Genomic DNA, 14390 nt, shown 5'->3' on the forward strand with positions numbered 1-14390 from the left:
CCCCGCCGGCGTTTGAGGCGCGGGGTCCGGGGCGGAGCCCCGGGATACGGCGAAAGGGTGGGGCGGGGACGGCTCCGCGCAGCGGGGGCGGGCCTGGGCCGACGACCCCGAGGGGGTGACCGGGCCGGGTCAGCGGCACGGGAGCAGGCGGCCGGGGCCGGGTTAGTGGCTCGGCCAGGCTGCCCGGGCCGGGGTTTGGGGGGAGGAGCCCGCGTGGGCGGCGCAGGCGTCCGTCAGGGACTCCAGGAGGGTGAGGGGGTCCGGGAGCGGGTGCTCCATGCCCCGGATCCAGGTGACCGCGTGGTCCCCCGGGAGGGCAGCCGGCGGCACCAGGACGTAGCTGCCCCGGCAGTGCCACCGCAGCCCGGGATGCTCATCCATCGTTTCGGGATGGCAGTCCAGCTCGCACGGCCACCACTCGTCCTCGTCCTCGGGCGTCCCCCGCGTAGCCGTGAAGAAGAGCATCCGCGCCTGGTCGCCCGTCCCGCCCGACTCGGCGACCGGGCCGACCTCGACACCGGCCGCGAGCAGCCGCTCCAGGGCGCGGATCCCGGCCTCCAGCGGGACGTCGAGCACATCGTGGACCATGCCGGTCGCGGTGACGAAGTTGGCCTGGGGCTGGCTGCGGGCCCAACGCTCGACCTGCGCGCGGTCGGTGGTCGACTGGGTCTGCCAGGCGAAGGAGAGCGGGTGCCGCGCGGGGGTGGGACAGCCGATGCGGTCGCACGAACACCGGTAGCCGGCGGGGTGGGCGGCGGGGGCGAGCGGGAGGCCCGCGGCGGTCACGGACAGCAGCAGGGCCTCGCGTACCCGCCCGGGGTCCTCGGGCGAGGGTTTCGACCGCCGGCGCAGCCATTGCGAAATCCTGCTCTGCTCGCCGCGTTTGACGCGGCCGGACTCAGACCCCATCTATCCCCTCACAACGACCTCGGCCCCGGCAGACCCTCACATCGTCCCACCATCCTGCGGCCCGGGTGACCGCTCTCCCCAACCGGGGGGTGGGGGTGACACGCGTGCGAGGGTCGCTCCGGTGCCGGGAAATTCGTCATCAAAGGACCCAAAGAGGGGCATTGGGTTGGGGGGTTGCCCCTTCTGAGGGGCTCGGTGACGTTCGCCACCCCGGTGCCACCCCGGTGCCACCTCGATGCAACCCCCGCCCGCCTCAGCTCGCGGCGCCCGCCAGCACCCGGTCCACCAGCGCGTCCGCGTACGCGTGCGTCAGCGGGGCCGTGCGCATCAGCCAGCGGTACGTGAGCGGCCCGACCAGCATCTCCACGGTCAGCCGCAGGTCCGCGCCGGGCGGGAGCTGCCCGGCCTCCCGGGCCGCGCGCAACCGGGCCTCGTACAGGGCGAGCTGCGGCTCCAGCAGCTTCTCGGTGAAGCGGGCGCCCAGTTCGGGGTCGGTGGCCCCGGCCGCGGTCAGGGCGCGGGCGGGGGCCGCGTACTTCTCGTCGTTGAACTCGTCCACGGTGGCCCGCAGCACCTGCTTGAGGTCGGCGGCCAGGTCCCCGGTGTCGGGGAAGCCGGACCAGCCGCCCTCCGCCTCCGCGTCCCCGGCGAGGGCGAGCGAGGCGTCGAGGAGCACCGCGGCCTTCGACGGCCACCACCGGTAGATCGTCTGCTTGCCGACCCCGGCGCGGGCGGCGATGGCCTCGATGGTCAGCCTGTTGTAGCCGACCTCCCCGACCAGGGCGAGCGCCGCGTCGAGGATGGCCTGCCGCGACCGCTCGCTGCGGCGGCTGGCGTCGGGGGCCTTCGCGTCAGGGTTGCTCCTGGTCATTCGGACAAATTACCAATCGTACGTCTCGTCTTTGAGTCATTCCGTAAACCACCCGGTCAGTTCACTGCGCGGTCCCCTTTGAGGAGGGACGATTCTCTCCACATGTCACGTGAGTCGTGAGGAGCCTTCTTTGCGCAGAGACGCCACACCCCGGCGCTACTTGATGTGCCCACCGGCACACTTCAGGGTCACGTACTCCATCAACCCGTGGATGGACCCCACGAAACCGGTGGACCTGCCCCTCGCCCACGCCCAGTGGGAGGACCTGCGGGACCGCTACCGCTCCCTCGGCCACACCGTCGAGACGCTCGTACCGGACCCCGAGCTGCCGGACATGGTCTTCGCGGCCAACGGCGCCCTCGTGATCGACGGCCGGGTGCTCGGCGCCCGGTTCGCCTATCCGGAGCGGGCCGCCGAGGCGGAGATCCACCTCGAGTGGTTCCGGTCCCGCGGCTTCCGGGACGTCCACGAGCCGTCCCATGTCAACGAGGGCGAGGGCGACTTCGCCGTCACGGCCAGCTGGATCCTGGCCGGCCGGGGCTTCCGCTCGAGCCCCCTCTCGCACGACGAGGCCCAGGAGTTCTTCGGCCGCCCGGTCATCGGCCTGGACCTGGTGGACCCGCGGTACTACCACCTGGACACCGCGCTGTCCGTCCTCGACGGCGACGAGGTCATGTACTACCCGCCCGCGTTCTCGCCCGGCAGCCAGGCCGTGCTGCGGCGGCTGTTCCCGGACGCGCTGATCGCCGGCGACGAGGACGCCGAGGCCCTCGGCCTGAACGCGGTCTGCGACGGCCGGCACGTCCTGCTGCCGCAGGCCGCGACCGGGCTGCTCGCCCCGCTGCGCGAGCGGGGCTTCGAGCCGATCCCGATGGACCTGGGTGAGCTGCTCAAGGGCGGCGGCAGCGTGAAGTGCTGCACCCAGGAGCTGCGGATGTAGCGGCGCCGTCAGTCGGCGGTGTCCTCGGCCGGGGGCGGCCACTGCTCGCCCCACTCGGCGTCCCGCGCCGCCTTGTACAGGTCGCCGTGGCGCTTGGTCACGGTCGACCGGGTCAGCCCCTCGCCCTCGGGACCGCACAGGTCCAGCAGGACGAGCCCCTTCCGGATCTGCGGCTTGCGCGTGATCCGGGAGGGGACCGGCTCCACCGGGAAACGGGTCGCGGCGACGTAGCTGAACTTCTCGTCCTCGTACGGGAGCGAGCCGCCCTTGACCTGCCGGTGCAGCGAGGAGCGGCTGACCCGCGCCGCGAAGTGGCACCAGTCCCGCCCGACCTCGATCGGGCAGGTGCCGTCGTGCGGGCAGGGGGCGGCGACGTGCAGCCCGGCCTCGATCAGCTGGTCGCGGGCCTCGCGGATGCGCAGGTACCCCTCGGGCGTGCCCGGCTCGATCAGCACCACCGCCTGTCCGGCGCGGGCCGCCTCGGCGACCACGGCCCGGCGGGCCTCGGGGGTCAGCTCGCCCAGGACGTACGACACCGTCACCAGGTCGGCCTCGGGCAGGGCGAGCCCGGAGCCGATGACGGCCCGCCGCCACTCGGCCGAGCGCAGCACCGGCGAGGCGGAGGCCCCGGCCAGCTCCCGGCCCAGGGCGAGCGCGGGCTCGGCCCAGTCCAGGACGGTGGTCGTGCGCGGGCCGTCCCAGGTCGCGTCCACCGCCCAGGTCGCCGCGCCCGTGCCGCCGCCGACGTCCACGTGCGAGCCCGGCGTCCACTGCGGGGCGGCCTCGGCGAGGCCGGCCAGGGCGGACCGTACGGCCTCGAAGGTGGCCGGCATCCGGTACGCCGCGTACGCCGCGACGTCGGAGCGGTCGCGCAGGACGGGCGCGTCGGTGGGCGTGCGCCCCCGGTAGTTGGCGATCAGCCGCTCGACGGCGGCCGCGGCCTGCTTCGGCGGGAGCCCGTCGAGCAGACCGGCCAGCGCGGACCGGAGGGCTTCGGCGGTGGTGGGGGCGGAGACGTTCACCTGCGAAGTTTACGGCGCCCGGGCCGCCCGGCCCACGCCCGGGCCGCCCGGTCCGGGGCCCGGGCCCGGCTCACGCCGCGGCCGGCGCCGCCTCCCGGTCGCGCCACGGGCGGCACATGCCGAGGAAGCAGCCCGACGCGAGCAGCGCGCACGCCAGCTGGACCACGGCCATCGGCACCGCCGTGTCCTCGCCCGCGATCCCGACCAGCGGCGAGGCGACCGCCCCCACGAGGAAGGAGGCGGTCCCGAGCAGCGCGGAGGCCGAGCCGGCCGCGTGCGGGGTGCGCATCAGGGCGAGCGCGTTCGTGTTCGGCAGGACGAAGCCCATCGCCGACATCAGCACGAACAGCCCGGCCGCGACCGGCACCAGGCCGACCTCCCCGAACACCCCGGTCGTCATCAGCAGCAGCGCCGCCGCGGCGGTCGCGACGACGGCGAGCCCGCCCGCCAGCACCTTGTCCAGGCTGACCCGGCCGACCAGCAGCTTGCCGTTGACCTGCCCGGCGACGATCAGGCCGATGGAGTTCAGGCCGAACAGCAGGCTGAAGGTCTGGGCGGAGGCCCCGTAGATCTCCTGCACCACGAACGGCGAGGCGGATATGTACGAGAACAGCGTCGCGAAGGCGAAGCCGCCGGCCAGGGTGTAGCCGGCGAAGACGCGGTCGCCGAGCAGCCCGCGCACCGTCCGCAGCGCCGCGCCGACCCCGCCGGTCTGCCGCTGCGCGGGCGGCAGCGTCTCGCCGAGGCTGCGCCACACCACCAGGGTGAGGGCGAGGCCCACGGCGGCGAGGACCACGAAGACCCCGCGCCAGTCGGCGAAGCGGAGCACCTGGGCGCCGATGAGCGGCGCGACGATGGGGGCCACGCCGGAGATGAGCATCAGGGTGGAGAAGAAGCGGGCCATCTCCACGCCGTCGTAGAGGTCGCGCACGACGGCGCGGGCGATGACGATCCCGGCCGATCCGGCGAGGCCCTGGAGCAGGCGGAAGCCGATGAGCAGCTCGGCGCTCGGGGCGAGGGCGCAGACGGCGGTGGCGAGGACGTAGAGGACCATGCCGGCCAGCAGGGGCCGGCGGCGTCCCCACTTGTCGCTCATCGGGCCGACGACGAGTTGGCCCAGCGCCATGCCGGCGAGGCAGGCGGTGAGGGTGAGTTGGACGGTGGCGGCCGGGCTGTGCAGGGCCGTGGTGACCTCCGGCAGGGCCGGCAGGTACATGTCCATCGACAGCGGGGGGAGGGCGCTGAGCCCGCCGAGGACGACGGTGACGAGCAGCCCGGTGCGCCGGGCGGCAGTGGTCTTGGGGGCGGAGGCGGGGGGTCGGGCGGAGAGCGTCTCGGGCGACGGCTGCTCGTGCGAAGGGGCCGTCGCAGGGCCTGTCTCCGACATGCGGAACTCCAGTCTTTTCGTCGTCTTTTCACACCCCTGGCCGACCCATGCTCTCAGCAAATGGAACGTCCGCGGACGGATGCGACATGTGACGTACCCTGCGGCCCCATGAGCTCACGTGGGAAGAAGATCGCCGTCGTCACCGGAGCGGGCTCCGGCATCGGCCGCTCCGTCGCCCTCGCCCTGGCCGGCGCCGGCTGGTCGGTCGCCGTCGCCGGCCGCCGGCCCGAACCGCTGGAGGAGACCGCACGGGCCGCCGGCCCCGAGGCGGACGTGCTGTGCGTCCGCGCGGACGTCAGCGACCCGGACGACGTGACCGCCCTGTTCGCGGCGGTCCGCGCACGGTACGGCCGACTCGACCTGCTGTTCAACAACGCCGGCACCTTCGGCCCCGGCGGCGTCCCGCTGGAGGACATCACCTACGAGGCCTGGTGCTCGGTGGTCGACGTCAACCTCACCGGGGCCTTCCTGTGCGCCCAGGCGGCCTTCCGGCAGATGAAGGAACAGGACCCGCAGGGCGGCCGGATCATCAACAACGGATCCATCTCCGCGCACGTGCCCCGCCCGAACTCGATCGCCTACACCGCCACCAAGCACGCCATGACGGGCCTGACCAAGTCGCTGTCGCTGGACGGGCGCCCGTACCGGATCGCGTGCGGGCAGATCGACATCGGCAACGCGGCCACCGAGATGACCGAGCGCATGCAGACCGGGATCCTCCAGGCCAACGGGCAGCTGGCGGTGGAGCCGGTGATGGACGCCGCCGACGTCGCGCGCACCGTGCTGCACATGGCGGAGCTGCCGCTGGAGGCGAACGTGCAGTTCGCGACGGTGATGGCGACGGCGATGCCGTACATCGGGCGCGGCTGAACCGGCTGAACCGGCTGAACCGGCTGACCCGCGGGTCGCGGCCGGTTCCGGGAATGCACGGCGGCGGGCGGCAGTTGGCCCGATCATGACGACCGATGCGACCGATGTACTGCGCTACACCGCCTTCTCCGCCGACCCCGCCGGCGGCAACCCCGCCGGGGTCGTGCTCGACGCGAGCGGCCTGGACGACGCCGGCATGCTGGAGATCGCCGCCCGGCTCGGCTACAGCGAGACGGCCTTCCTGACCGGCCCGCCGGCCGGCCTCGGCGGCGAGCCCGGGCGGGCCTTCACCCTGCGGTTCTTCAGCCCGAAGGCGGAGGTGTCCTTCTGCGGGCACGCCACCGTGGCCGCCTCCGTGGCGCTGGCCGAGCGGATCGGTCCGGGCGAGCTCCTCTTCGCGACTCCGGCGGGCACGGTGCCCGTCTCGGTCACCGCGTCCGAGGACGGCCTGCGGGCCGTCCTGACCAGCGTCGAGCCGCACGTCGAGGAGGTCGAGGCCGCCGACCTCGCCGAGGCGCTGGCCGCGCTGGACTGGCCGGAGGCCGACCTGGACCCGGCGATCCCGCCCCGGATCGCCTACGCCGGGGCCCGCCACCTGGTGCTCGGCGCCGCCACCCGGGCCCGGCTCGCCGAGCTCGACTACGACTTCGCCCGGCTGGAGGCGCTGATGCGGCGCCTGGACCTGACCACGGTCCAGCTGGTGCACCGCTCCGGCCCGGCCGAGTTCCACGTGCGCGACCCGTTCCCGGTCGGCGGCGTCGTCGAGGACCCGGCCACGGGCGCCGCCGCCGCGGCCTTCGGGGCGTACGCGCGCGAGCTCGGCCTGGTCCCGGCGGAGGCGGTGCTCACCCTCCACCAGGGCGAGGACATGGGCCGCCCTGGCGTCCTCACCGTGGAGCTGCGGGACGGGGACCCGCGGGTGCGGGTGGGCGGCGAGGGCGTCCGGATCCCCGGATGACCGTCGTCTCGTACGCGGAGGCAGAACTGCCGGCGGAGCTCGCGGCCCAGGTCGCCGCGCTGGAGGCGCAGGCCTGGCCGGGCGCCGGTGCCGGGCATGATCCGGCGCTCGAGCCACGGGTGATGCTGCTGCGGGACGGGGCCGGGGAGGTCGTGGCCTCGCTGGCGCTGCTGTACAAGCCGGTCCGGCACGCGGGGCGCACGTACCGGGCAGCGGGGCTCAGCGCGGTGGTGGTGCGGGAGTCGGCGCGCGGGCGCGGGTACGGCGGCCGGCTGGTGGCGGCGGCCCGTGCGGCGCTGGTCGCGGATCCGGGGGTCGACGTGGTGCTGTTCAGCTGCGATCGGCCGCTGGCCGGGTTCTACGAGGCGGCCGGCTTCACGCGGCTGCCTGGGGCCGTGCTGGTCGGGGGTACGCCGGAGGAGCCGCTGGCCACGGATGCGGCCGGCTTCGACAAGGAGGTGCTCGGCGACTTCCCGGGGCTCGGGCCGCAGGCCGCCGCCGCCTTCGCGGGCAGCCGCATCGCCCTGTACCCGGGCCTGGTCGACCGCCTCTGGTGACCGTGGCCGAGTGGGGGCTCGGTGACCTTTGCCGCTGCGCGGAGCCTTCTCCCCGCCCCGCCCTTTCTCCGTATCCCGGGGCGGAGCCCCGGGGAGCAAGGCGGGGCCCGGCGGCCGGACCCCGCGGCAGCGGAACGGCATACGGGAAGGGGGCCCGGATCGCCTCGATCCGGGCCCCCTTCGGGCGTGCGGGGTGCCTTACGCGTCCGCGGTGGCGGCCGGGGCAGGGGCCGGGCGGCCGGAGCTCTGCTGCTTCAGGAAGAGCAGCAGCGTGGGGGCCAGGTACAGGACCCACACGCCGACCTGGAGCCAGGTCGGGTCCGGCTGGAAGTTGAACGTGCCCTTGAGCAGGGTCCCGTACCAGCTGTCCGGCGGGATCGCGGCGCTGACGTCGAAGGCCTTGTTCATCAGGCCGGGCAGGAACTCGGCCTCCTGGAGGTCGTGGACGCCGTACGCGAGGACACCCGCGGCGACGACGACCAGCATGCCGCCGGTCCAGGTGAAGAACTTCGAGAGGTTGATCTTCAGCGCGCCGCGGTAGAACAGCCAGCCCAGCACGATCGACGAGCCGATGCCGAGCAGGACGCCCACGAGCGGACCGGCGCCGTTGCCGGCCGCGTGGACCGAGCGCCACACGAACAGCGAGGTCTCCAGGCCCTCCCGGCCGACGGCCAGGAACGCCGTGGTCACCAGCGCGCCGGTGCCCATCGCGAGGGCTGCGTCGAGCTTGTCCTGCAGCTCGGACTTCAGGTGCCGGGCGGTCTTCTTCATCCAGAAGACCATCCACGTCACGAGGCCGACCGAGACGATCGACAGGCTGCCGCCGATCGCCTCCTGCGCCTGGAACGTCAGCTCCGAGGTGCCGAACTCCAGGGCCGCGCCGAAGGCCAGGCTCAGCGCGGCCGCGAGGCCGACCCCGAGCCACAGCGGCCCCAGCTTGTCCTTGTTCCCGGTCTTCACCAGGTACGCGATGAGGATGCAGACGACCAGACTGGCCTCGAGTCCCTCACGCAGGCCGATCAGATAGTTGCTGAACACGCCGGTTCTCCCCTTCCCTGCGACCTACGCGAACAGCGTCCGGCCCCACCAGTCGTCCTTGTCGCGGACGCCCGGCGGGACGGCGAAGATCGCCGAACCCACGTGCTGGATGTACTCGTTGAGCCCGTCGGACTTGGCCAGGTTGCGCTGGATCGGGATGAAGCCCTTGCGGACGTCGCGCTGGTAGGCCAGGAAGAACAGGCCCGCGTCGAGGCGGCCCAGCCCGTCCGAGCCGTCCGTGAAGGAGTAGCCGCGGCGCAGGATCGTCGCCCCGTTGTTGGAGTCGGGGTGCGCGAGGCGGACGTGCGCCTCCGGCTTCATCGCCTTCAGGAACGGCTCGTCGCGCTCCTTGGACTTGCCCACCGGCGCACCCTCGCCCTTGTTGCGGCCGAAGATGTCCTCCTGCTCCTGCAGGGGGGTGCGGTCCCAGATCTCGATGTTCATCCGGATGCGGCGCGCCACCAGGTACGAGCCGCCGGTCATCCAGGCGCTGCCGTCGTTCTCGCCGACCCACACGTGCTTGTCGAGGCCGGCCTTGTCGTTCCCGGCGATGTTCCGGGTGCCGTCCTTGAAGCCCATCATGTTGCGCGGCGTCTGCTCGTCCGGGGTGGTCGAGGAGGTCTTGCCGAAGCCGAGCTGCGACCAGCGCACCGCGACCTTGCCGAAGCCGATGCGGGCGAGCTGGCGGATGGCGTGCACCGCGACCTGCGGGTCGTCGGCGCAGGCCTGGACGCACAGGTCGCCGCCGGAGCGGGCCGGGTCGAGGTTGTCGCCGGGGAACAGCTCCAGGTCCACCAGGGCCTCGGGGCGCTTGTCCTCCAGGCCGAAGCGGTCCTTGGCGAACAGGCCGGGGCCGAAGCCGATGGTGAGGGTCAGGCGGGACGGCTTGAGGCCGAAGGCCTCGCCGGTGTCGGTGGGCGGGGCCTCCGGGGAGCCCTCGTAGACGTCGCCGACGGGCCGGCCGGCCGTCATCAGGCGGGCCGCCTCGGTCCACTCCTTGAGCATCTTGACCAGCTCGGCGCGGTCCTTCGTCTTCACGTCGAAGGCGGCGAAGTGCAGGCGGTCCTGGACGGCGCTGGCGATACCGGCCTGGTGCTCGCCGTGGAAGGGAACGGCCCCGCCGGCGGAGGCCACCGGCGCGATGTCCGAGCCGGAGCTCAGGGCCGCGGCCGCGCCGCCGGCCGCGGCGGCGCCGAGCGCCAGCCCGGCCCCGCCCCCGCCGAGGAGGGAGCGCCGCGAGGGGCCGCCCGCCGCCTGGCCGGCGTCGCCGCCGGCGGCCTGCCCGGCCTGCCCGGCCTCGTCCGCGGACGCCGCGTCCGCCTGCGGAGCCGATACAGATTCAGTCATTCCGGATTCTCCCGCCTGCTTTTCTCTCTACCGGTTACCGGAATTACTTCGCGACCGCGGCGGCCAGCTTCGACAGCGGCTCGCCCAGTGCGCTCACGGCGTCCGAGAGCTCCTTGCGCTCCGGGGCGCCGACCTTGTCGTAGGAGGTGAACTCGTAGGTGTTCTTGTCCGCGCGGTACTTGTCCAGCAGGGTGTTCATCGCGGCGAACTGGGTGTCCAGCTGCTTGGCGAGCTCCGCGTCGTTCTTCGCGGCGACCGGCTTGAGCAGCTCGTACGCCTTCTGCGCGCCCTCGACGTTGGCCTTGAAGTCGACCAGGTCGGTGTGGCTGTAGCGCTCCTCCTCGCCGGTGACCTTGCCGGTGGCGACCTCGTCCAGCAGCTCCTTGGCGCCGTTGGCCATGGAGGTCGGGGTGATCTCGGCGCTGCCGATCTTCTTCTGCCACTCGGCGATGTCGGTCGACAGCTGGTCGGCGAGCTTCTTCTCCTCGTCGCCGATCTTGCCGTCGGCCCACAGGGCCTTCTCCAGGCGGTGCCAGCCGGTCCAGTCCTTCGCCGGGTCCTGGCCGGCCTCCAGGCCGTCCTCGCGCACGTCGATCTTCGGGTCGATGTCGCCGAAGGACTCGGCGACCGGCTCGGTGCGCTCCCAGCCGATGCGGGAGGTGGCGTACGCCTTCTTCGCGGCCTCCAGGTCACCGGCCTTGACGGCGTCCACGAACGCCTTGACGGTCGGGGTGGTCTCGTCGGCCTGGGCCTGCACGTACTTGCGGTACTCGGCGACGGCCGCGTCCAGCTCGGGGCTGCGCTTCTCGGCGCCGCCGCCGGTGGCCTTGACCTTCTGGCGGATGCCGTCGCCCTTCATGCCGGGCTTGCAGGCGATCTCGTACTCGCCGGCCTTGACCTCGGCGGTGATGGCGGCCTTGGTGCCGGGGCCGATGTTCTCGCGCTCGGCGACGATGCGGCCGTCCGGGAAGTAGACGTAGACCTCGGTGACCTTCGAGCCCTTGTTCTCGACGTCCAGGGCCACCTTGCCGGCGGGGAACTCGGTCTTCGAGACCTCGCACGCGCTGTCCGAGGCGGCCACCTTGATCGCCGCGTCGCCCGCGTCGCTCTTCTCGGCGCAGCCGGTGACGGCCGTGAGCGCAGCCACGGCAGCGGCCGTGGTGAGGGCGGTGAGGCGGGCGGGGCGCATGTGGGCTCCTGGGCTGTCTGGCGTCGGCAGACGGCCGCCCCGATCAGGTGGGACGGCCGGTGAGGCGGACCTAACTTAACCGAGGCTTACCTGACCCCTACCCGGCCGTCCAGTGATTCAGCCCACATCTACGCTCTCCGGACACGACGCCGTCACGGCACCTCCAAGGAAATCCCATGGGAGGGTCAAGCGGAGGTCAAACCGCGGTGACTGTTCCGTACTGCGGAACGGGCTTACCTGCGGACAGGCAGAACAAGCGGAATCCCGGTGCGCGGATGCGGCAGCACCTCGACCGGCTGCCGGTAGACCCGGCTCAGCAGCTCCGCGCCGAACACCGCGGCCGGCTCCCCGTCCGCCGCGATCCGCCCGCCGTGCAGCACGGCGACGCGGTCGGCGTACGCGGCGGCCAGGCCCAGGTCGTGCAGGACGACCACCACCGCGTCCCCGGCCGCGGCCCGCTCCCGGCAGATCCGCAGCACCAGCTCCTGATGGCGCAGGTCGAGGGCGGCGGTCGGCTCGTCCAGGAGCACCAGTGGCGCCCGCTGCGCCAGCACCCGGGCCAGCGCGACCCGGGCCCGCTCGCCGCCGGACAGCGCCGGGAACGGGCGGGCGGCGAAGCCGGCCACCTCCGTGGCGGCCATGGCGGCGGCCACCGCCTCCTCGTCGGCCCCGGCGAGCGCTGTCCCGGCCCAGGGCGCGCGGCCCATCCGGACGACGTCCGCCACCGGGAAGGGGAAGGACATCGCCGCCGACTGCGGGAGCACGGACCGCCGCAGCGCCAGCTCCGCGGCGCTCCACTCCTGCGCCGGCCGCCCGTCGATCCGTACGGTGCCCGCGGCGGCGGGCAGATCGGCGGCCAGGGCGGCGAGCAGCGTGGACTTCCCGGCGCCGTTGGGACCGACCAGGGCCAGCACCTCGCCCGCCCGGGCCGCCAGGTCGATCCCGGCGAGCACCTCCCGGCCACCGAGGCGGACGTGCAGGCCCGCGGCCTGCACCAGCGCGGTGCCGGCGGGGCGGCGCCCGGGGATCCGGCGCCCGCCCCGCCGGAAGAACGGCCCGGTCATGCCCAGCCTCCCTGCCGGCGGCGGGTGCGGCGCAGCAGCCAGAAGAAGAAGGGACTGCCCACCAGCGCGGTCAGCACCCCGAGCGGCAGCTCCGCCGGCCGGGCCGCGGTCCGCGCGGCGAGGTCGCCCGCGAGCAGCACCGCCGCACCGGCCAGCGCACTGCCCGGGACCAGGAAGCGGTGGCCCGGCCCGTTCGCCATGCGCAGCAGGTGCGGCACGAGCAGCCCGACGAAGGTGATGACACCGGCCACGGCGACGGCGGCCGCGGTCAGCAGCGCGACGACCACGATGAGCGCGAGCCGCAGCCGCTCCACGTCCACCCCCAGGTGGCGGGCGGGCCCTTCGCCGAGCGCGAGGAGGTCCAGCCGGCGGGCGTACCAGGGGGCGGCCAGCAGGCCCGCGGCGGCGCAGGGCAGGACGGCGAGCACCTTGGGCCAGGTGGCCTGGGCGAGGGAGCCGAGCTGCCAGAAGGTGATCTGGCTGACCTGGCCGCTGTCGGCGAAGAAGACGAACAGGCCGATGAGGGCCCCGGCGAAGGCGTTGACGGCGATCCCGGTGAGCACGAGCGTGACCACCTCGGTGCGGCCGCCGGTGCGGGAGAGCAGGTAGACGGCGCCCACGGTGACGAGCCCGGCCGTGAACGCACAGGCGGCGACGGTCCAGTTGCCGAGGAATCCCAGGCCCAGCGCAATGGCGCCGACCGCGCCGACGGCCGCGCCCGCCGAGATCCCGATGACGCCGGGCTCCGCGAGCGGATTTCCGAACACCCCCTGCATCAGCGCGCCCGCGCAGCCCAGGCTCGCGCCGACGAGCAGCGCGAGCACGACCCGGGGGAGGCGTACGTTCCACAGCACGCTCTCGCCGACCCGGTCGAGCGGGGCTCCGCCGAGGCCGATGCGGTGCTGCACCGAGCCGAGGACCTCCCCGGCCGGGATCGCGTACGCCCCCGCGCCGGCGGAGACGAGTGCGAGCAGCAGGAGCACGGCGACGAGCCCGCAGACGAGCCGGGCGCCGCGGCGCGGGGGTCCGGCGGGGGCGGCGTCCGCCGCGCAGGCCGGGCCTGCCGCCTCGGCGGTCTCCCGGGAGGCGGCCTGCGACGCGGGTGCCTGCGCGTTGCGGGTGCCCACCTCAGGCGGCCTTCCCGTACAGCTGGGTGATCAGTGAGCTCAGCACCTGGTCCGTGCGGGGGCCGTAGCTCAGCAGCACGCCGTCGTCGACGGCGATCACGCGGCGGTCCATGCCCGCCGGGGTCTGGGCGACGCCGGGGATCTTCACCAGGCCCTCCGTACCGCCCACGGACTCCAGTCCCTTGGACATCACCAGGATCGCGTCCGGCGCGGCCGCCGCGAGGGCCTCGCTGGTGATCGGCGTGAAGTCCTTGCCGAGCCCGGACTCCTTGCCCGTGTCGACGGCCCCGGCCGCCTCCAGCAGCGGGGCCGCGCCCGACTCGGAGCCGCCCATCAGGTAGACCGAGGCCGTACCGCGCAGGTAGAGGAAGGCGACCCGCGGCTTCCTCCCCGCGGCCGCGCTCGCGGGAATGCCCGTACGGGCGGCGGCGATCCGCCCGTCGGTGCGTTCCTTCAACCGCGTCCCGGCCTCCTTGACGCCGAGTGCGCCGGCCACGGTGTCGATCCGCCGCGGTACGTCGTCCAGGGACCTGGCCGGGGCCACCACCAGCAGCGGCACGCCTGCGTCGCGGATCTGCGCGAGGGCCTCGGCCGGCCCGGAGGCGGTCTCGGCCAGTACCAGCGTCGGGCGCAGCGAGAGCACGCTCTCGGCGGAGACCTCGTGACCCCGTGTCACCACGGGGAGCCGGGCCGCCTGTTCGAAGGTGGCGGTGATGTCGCGGGCGACGACCTGCGGGCCGAGTCCGAGGGTCTGGACGAGCTCGTTGAGGCTGCCGGACAGCGGGACGATCCGGTCCGCGGAGGCCACGGTGACCGTGCGGCCGTCCGCCGAGGGAACGGTCGCGGGGAGGGCCGGGACGGGGGCGGGGGAGAGCGGCTCCACCCGGTCGGGCAGAGCGGGCGCCGCGTGCGCCGACGGGCCTGCGGCGCCGGGGTCCGCGCCCGCGCAGCCGGTCGCGGCGCCCAGGGCCAGCGCGCAGAAGGCGAGCGCGAGGGCAAGGGTGCGGCGGGGAGGGCGGGTTGACACGGCGGGCGTGGGCACGGAGGCACCGTCCTGATCGTGCGGCTGGGGCTGGGGCTGGGGTGGGCGAGGGGGAAGCAGGAAGCGGCA

The 14390-nt window shown here is 74.1% G+C and carries 14 protein-coding genes; 4 read left to right on the top strand and 10 right to left on the bottom strand.

Going from position 1 to position 14390, the window contains the following annotated elements; all coding sequences use genetic code 11:
* Positions 1-162 precede the first annotated feature (162 nt).
* Positions 163-909 (bottom strand): bifunctional DNA primase/polymerase, encoded by a 747-nt coding sequence (locus AB0F11_RS25190; protein ID WP_362177850.1) that lies wholly within the window; start codon positions 907-909, stop codon positions 163-165.
* Positions 910-1162: 253 nt separating this feature from the next.
* Entirely contained in the window at positions 1163-1780 is a 618-nt protein-coding gene (locus tag AB0F11_RS25195; protein WP_362177852.1) for a TetR/AcrR family transcriptional regulator, read from the bottom strand.
* Positions 1781-1889: 109 nt separating this feature from the next.
* On the opposite strand from AB0F11_RS25195, the gene ddaH reads away from it, so the two are divergent.
* Positions 1890-2720 carry a dimethylargininase gene (ddaH, locus tag AB0F11_RS25200; protein WP_362177855.1) on the top strand — a complete coding sequence of 277 codons (831 nt, stop codon included), beginning with the start codon at positions 1890-1892 and terminating at the stop codon, positions 2718-2720.
* A gap of 8 nt (positions 2721-2728) precedes the next feature.
* Here ddaH and AB0F11_RS25205 read toward each other — a convergent pair whose 3' ends face one another.
* Positions 2729-3742, bottom strand: a complete 1014-nt coding sequence (locus tag AB0F11_RS25205; RefSeq protein WP_362177856.1) for a small ribosomal subunit Rsm22 family protein — start codon at positions 3740-3742, stop codon at positions 2729-2731.
* 70 nt (positions 3743-3812) lie between these two features.
* On the bottom strand, positions 3813-5129 hold the full coding sequence (locus AB0F11_RS25210; RefSeq protein WP_362177859.1) for a multidrug effflux MFS transporter: 1317 nt from the start codon (positions 5127-5129) through the stop codon (positions 3813-3815).
* A gap of 108 nt (positions 5130-5237) precedes the next feature.
* On the opposite strand from AB0F11_RS25210, the gene AB0F11_RS25215 reads away from it, so the two are divergent.
* The 3 genes from AB0F11_RS25215 (at position 5238) to AB0F11_RS25225 (ending at position 7514) form a co-directional block, all read left to right on the top strand.
* The gene (locus AB0F11_RS25215; RefSeq protein WP_362177862.1) at positions 5238-5999 is read left to right on the top strand and encodes an SDR family oxidoreductase; all 762 of its coding nucleotides are present in this window, start codon (positions 5238-5240) and stop codon (positions 5997-5999) included.
* An 85-nt stretch (positions 6000-6084) separates the two neighbouring features.
* Positions 6085-6957, top strand: a complete 873-nt coding sequence (locus AB0F11_RS25220) for a PhzF family phenazine biosynthesis isomerase (protein ID WP_362177865.1) — start codon at positions 6085-6087, stop codon at positions 6955-6957.
* Positions 6954-7514, top strand: a complete 561-nt coding sequence (locus tag AB0F11_RS25225) for a GNAT family N-acetyltransferase (protein ID WP_362177869.1) — start codon at positions 6954-6956, stop codon at positions 7512-7514. The genes AB0F11_RS25220 and AB0F11_RS25225 overlap by 4 nt, the downstream gene beginning before the upstream one ends.
* A 198-nt stretch (positions 7515-7712) precedes the next feature.
* Here AB0F11_RS25225 and efeU read toward each other — a convergent pair whose 3' ends face one another.
* The 6 genes from efeU to AB0F11_RS25255 all read right to left on the bottom strand — a co-directional run bounded on the left by efeU (position 7713) and on the right by AB0F11_RS25255 (position 14321).
* Entirely contained in the window at positions 7713-8552 is an 840-nt protein-coding gene (gene efeU, locus AB0F11_RS25230; protein ID WP_362177872.1) for an iron uptake transporter permease EfeU, read from the bottom strand.
* A gap of 24 nt (positions 8553-8576) precedes the next feature.
* The gene (gene efeB / locus AB0F11_RS25235) at positions 8577-9899 is read right to left on the bottom strand and encodes an iron uptake transporter deferrochelatase/peroxidase subunit (RefSeq protein ID WP_362177875.1); all 1323 of its coding nucleotides are present in this window, start codon (positions 9897-9899) and stop codon (positions 8577-8579) included.
* Positions 9900-9942: 43 nt separating this feature from the next.
* On the bottom strand, positions 9943-11088 hold the full coding sequence (efeO, locus tag AB0F11_RS25240) for an iron uptake system protein EfeO (RefSeq protein WP_362177878.1): 1146 nt from the start codon (positions 11086-11088) through the stop codon (positions 9943-9945).
* A gap of 233 nt (positions 11089-11321) precedes the next feature.
* Entirely contained in the window at positions 11322-12152 is an 831-nt protein-coding gene (locus tag AB0F11_RS25245; RefSeq protein ID WP_362177880.1) for a heme ABC transporter ATP-binding protein, read from the bottom strand.
* A complete protein-coding gene (locus AB0F11_RS25250; protein ID WP_362177883.1) occupies positions 12149-13279 on the bottom strand; it encodes an iron ABC transporter permease in 1131 nt (376 codons plus the stop codon). Before AB0F11_RS25250 ends, AB0F11_RS25245 begins: the two co-directional genes overlap by 4 nt.
* Before the next feature lies 1 nt (position 13280).
* Positions 13281-14321, bottom strand: a complete 1041-nt coding sequence (locus AB0F11_RS25255; RefSeq protein ID WP_362177886.1) for an ABC transporter substrate-binding protein — start codon at positions 14319-14321, stop codon at positions 13281-13283.
* Between the last annotated feature and the right edge of the window lie 69 nt (positions 14322-14390).

The sequence above is a fragment of the Streptomyces sp. NPDC032472 genome (assembly GCF_040636955.1).
Classification (GTDB): domain Bacteria; phylum Actinomycetota; class Actinomycetes; order Streptomycetales; family Streptomycetaceae; genus Streptomyces.

What these genes read in the sequence shown, in the direction of transcription:
- AB0F11_RS25225 (WP_362177869.1), top strand. Translation starts at nt 6,954, where the DNA reads ATGACCGTCGTCTCGTACGCGGAGGCAGAACTGCCGGCGGAGCTCGCG.
- AB0F11_RS25245 (WP_362177880.1), bottom strand. Translation starts at nt 12,152, where the DNA reads ATGACCGGGCCGTTCTTCCGGCGGGGCGGGCGCCGGATCCCCGGGCGC.
- efeB (WP_362177875.1), bottom strand. Translation starts at nt 9,899, where the DNA reads ATGACTGAATCTGTATCGGCTCCGCAGGCGGACGCGGCGTCCGCGGAC.
- AB0F11_RS25210 (WP_362177859.1), bottom strand. Translation starts at nt 5,129, where the DNA reads ATGTCGGAGACAGGCCCTGCGACGGCCCCTTCGCACGAGCAGCCGTCG.
- AB0F11_RS25195 (WP_362177852.1), bottom strand. Translation starts at nt 1,780, where the DNA reads ATGACCAGGAGCAACCCTGACGCGAAGGCCCCCGACGCCAGCCGCCGC.
- efeO (WP_362177878.1), bottom strand. Translation starts at nt 11,088, where the DNA reads ATGCGCCCCGCCCGCCTCACCGCCCTCACCACGGCCGCTGCCGTGGCT.
- AB0F11_RS25215 (WP_362177862.1), top strand. Translation starts at nt 5,238, where the DNA reads ATGAGCTCACGTGGGAAGAAGATCGCCGTCGTCACCGGAGCGGGCTCC.
- AB0F11_RS25220 (WP_362177865.1), top strand. Translation starts at nt 6,085, where the DNA reads ATGACGACCGATGCGACCGATGTACTGCGCTACACCGCCTTCTCCGCC.
- AB0F11_RS25190 (WP_362177850.1), bottom strand. Translation starts at nt 909, where the DNA reads ATGGGGTCTGAGTCCGGCCGCGTCAAACGCGGCGAGCAGAGCAGGATT.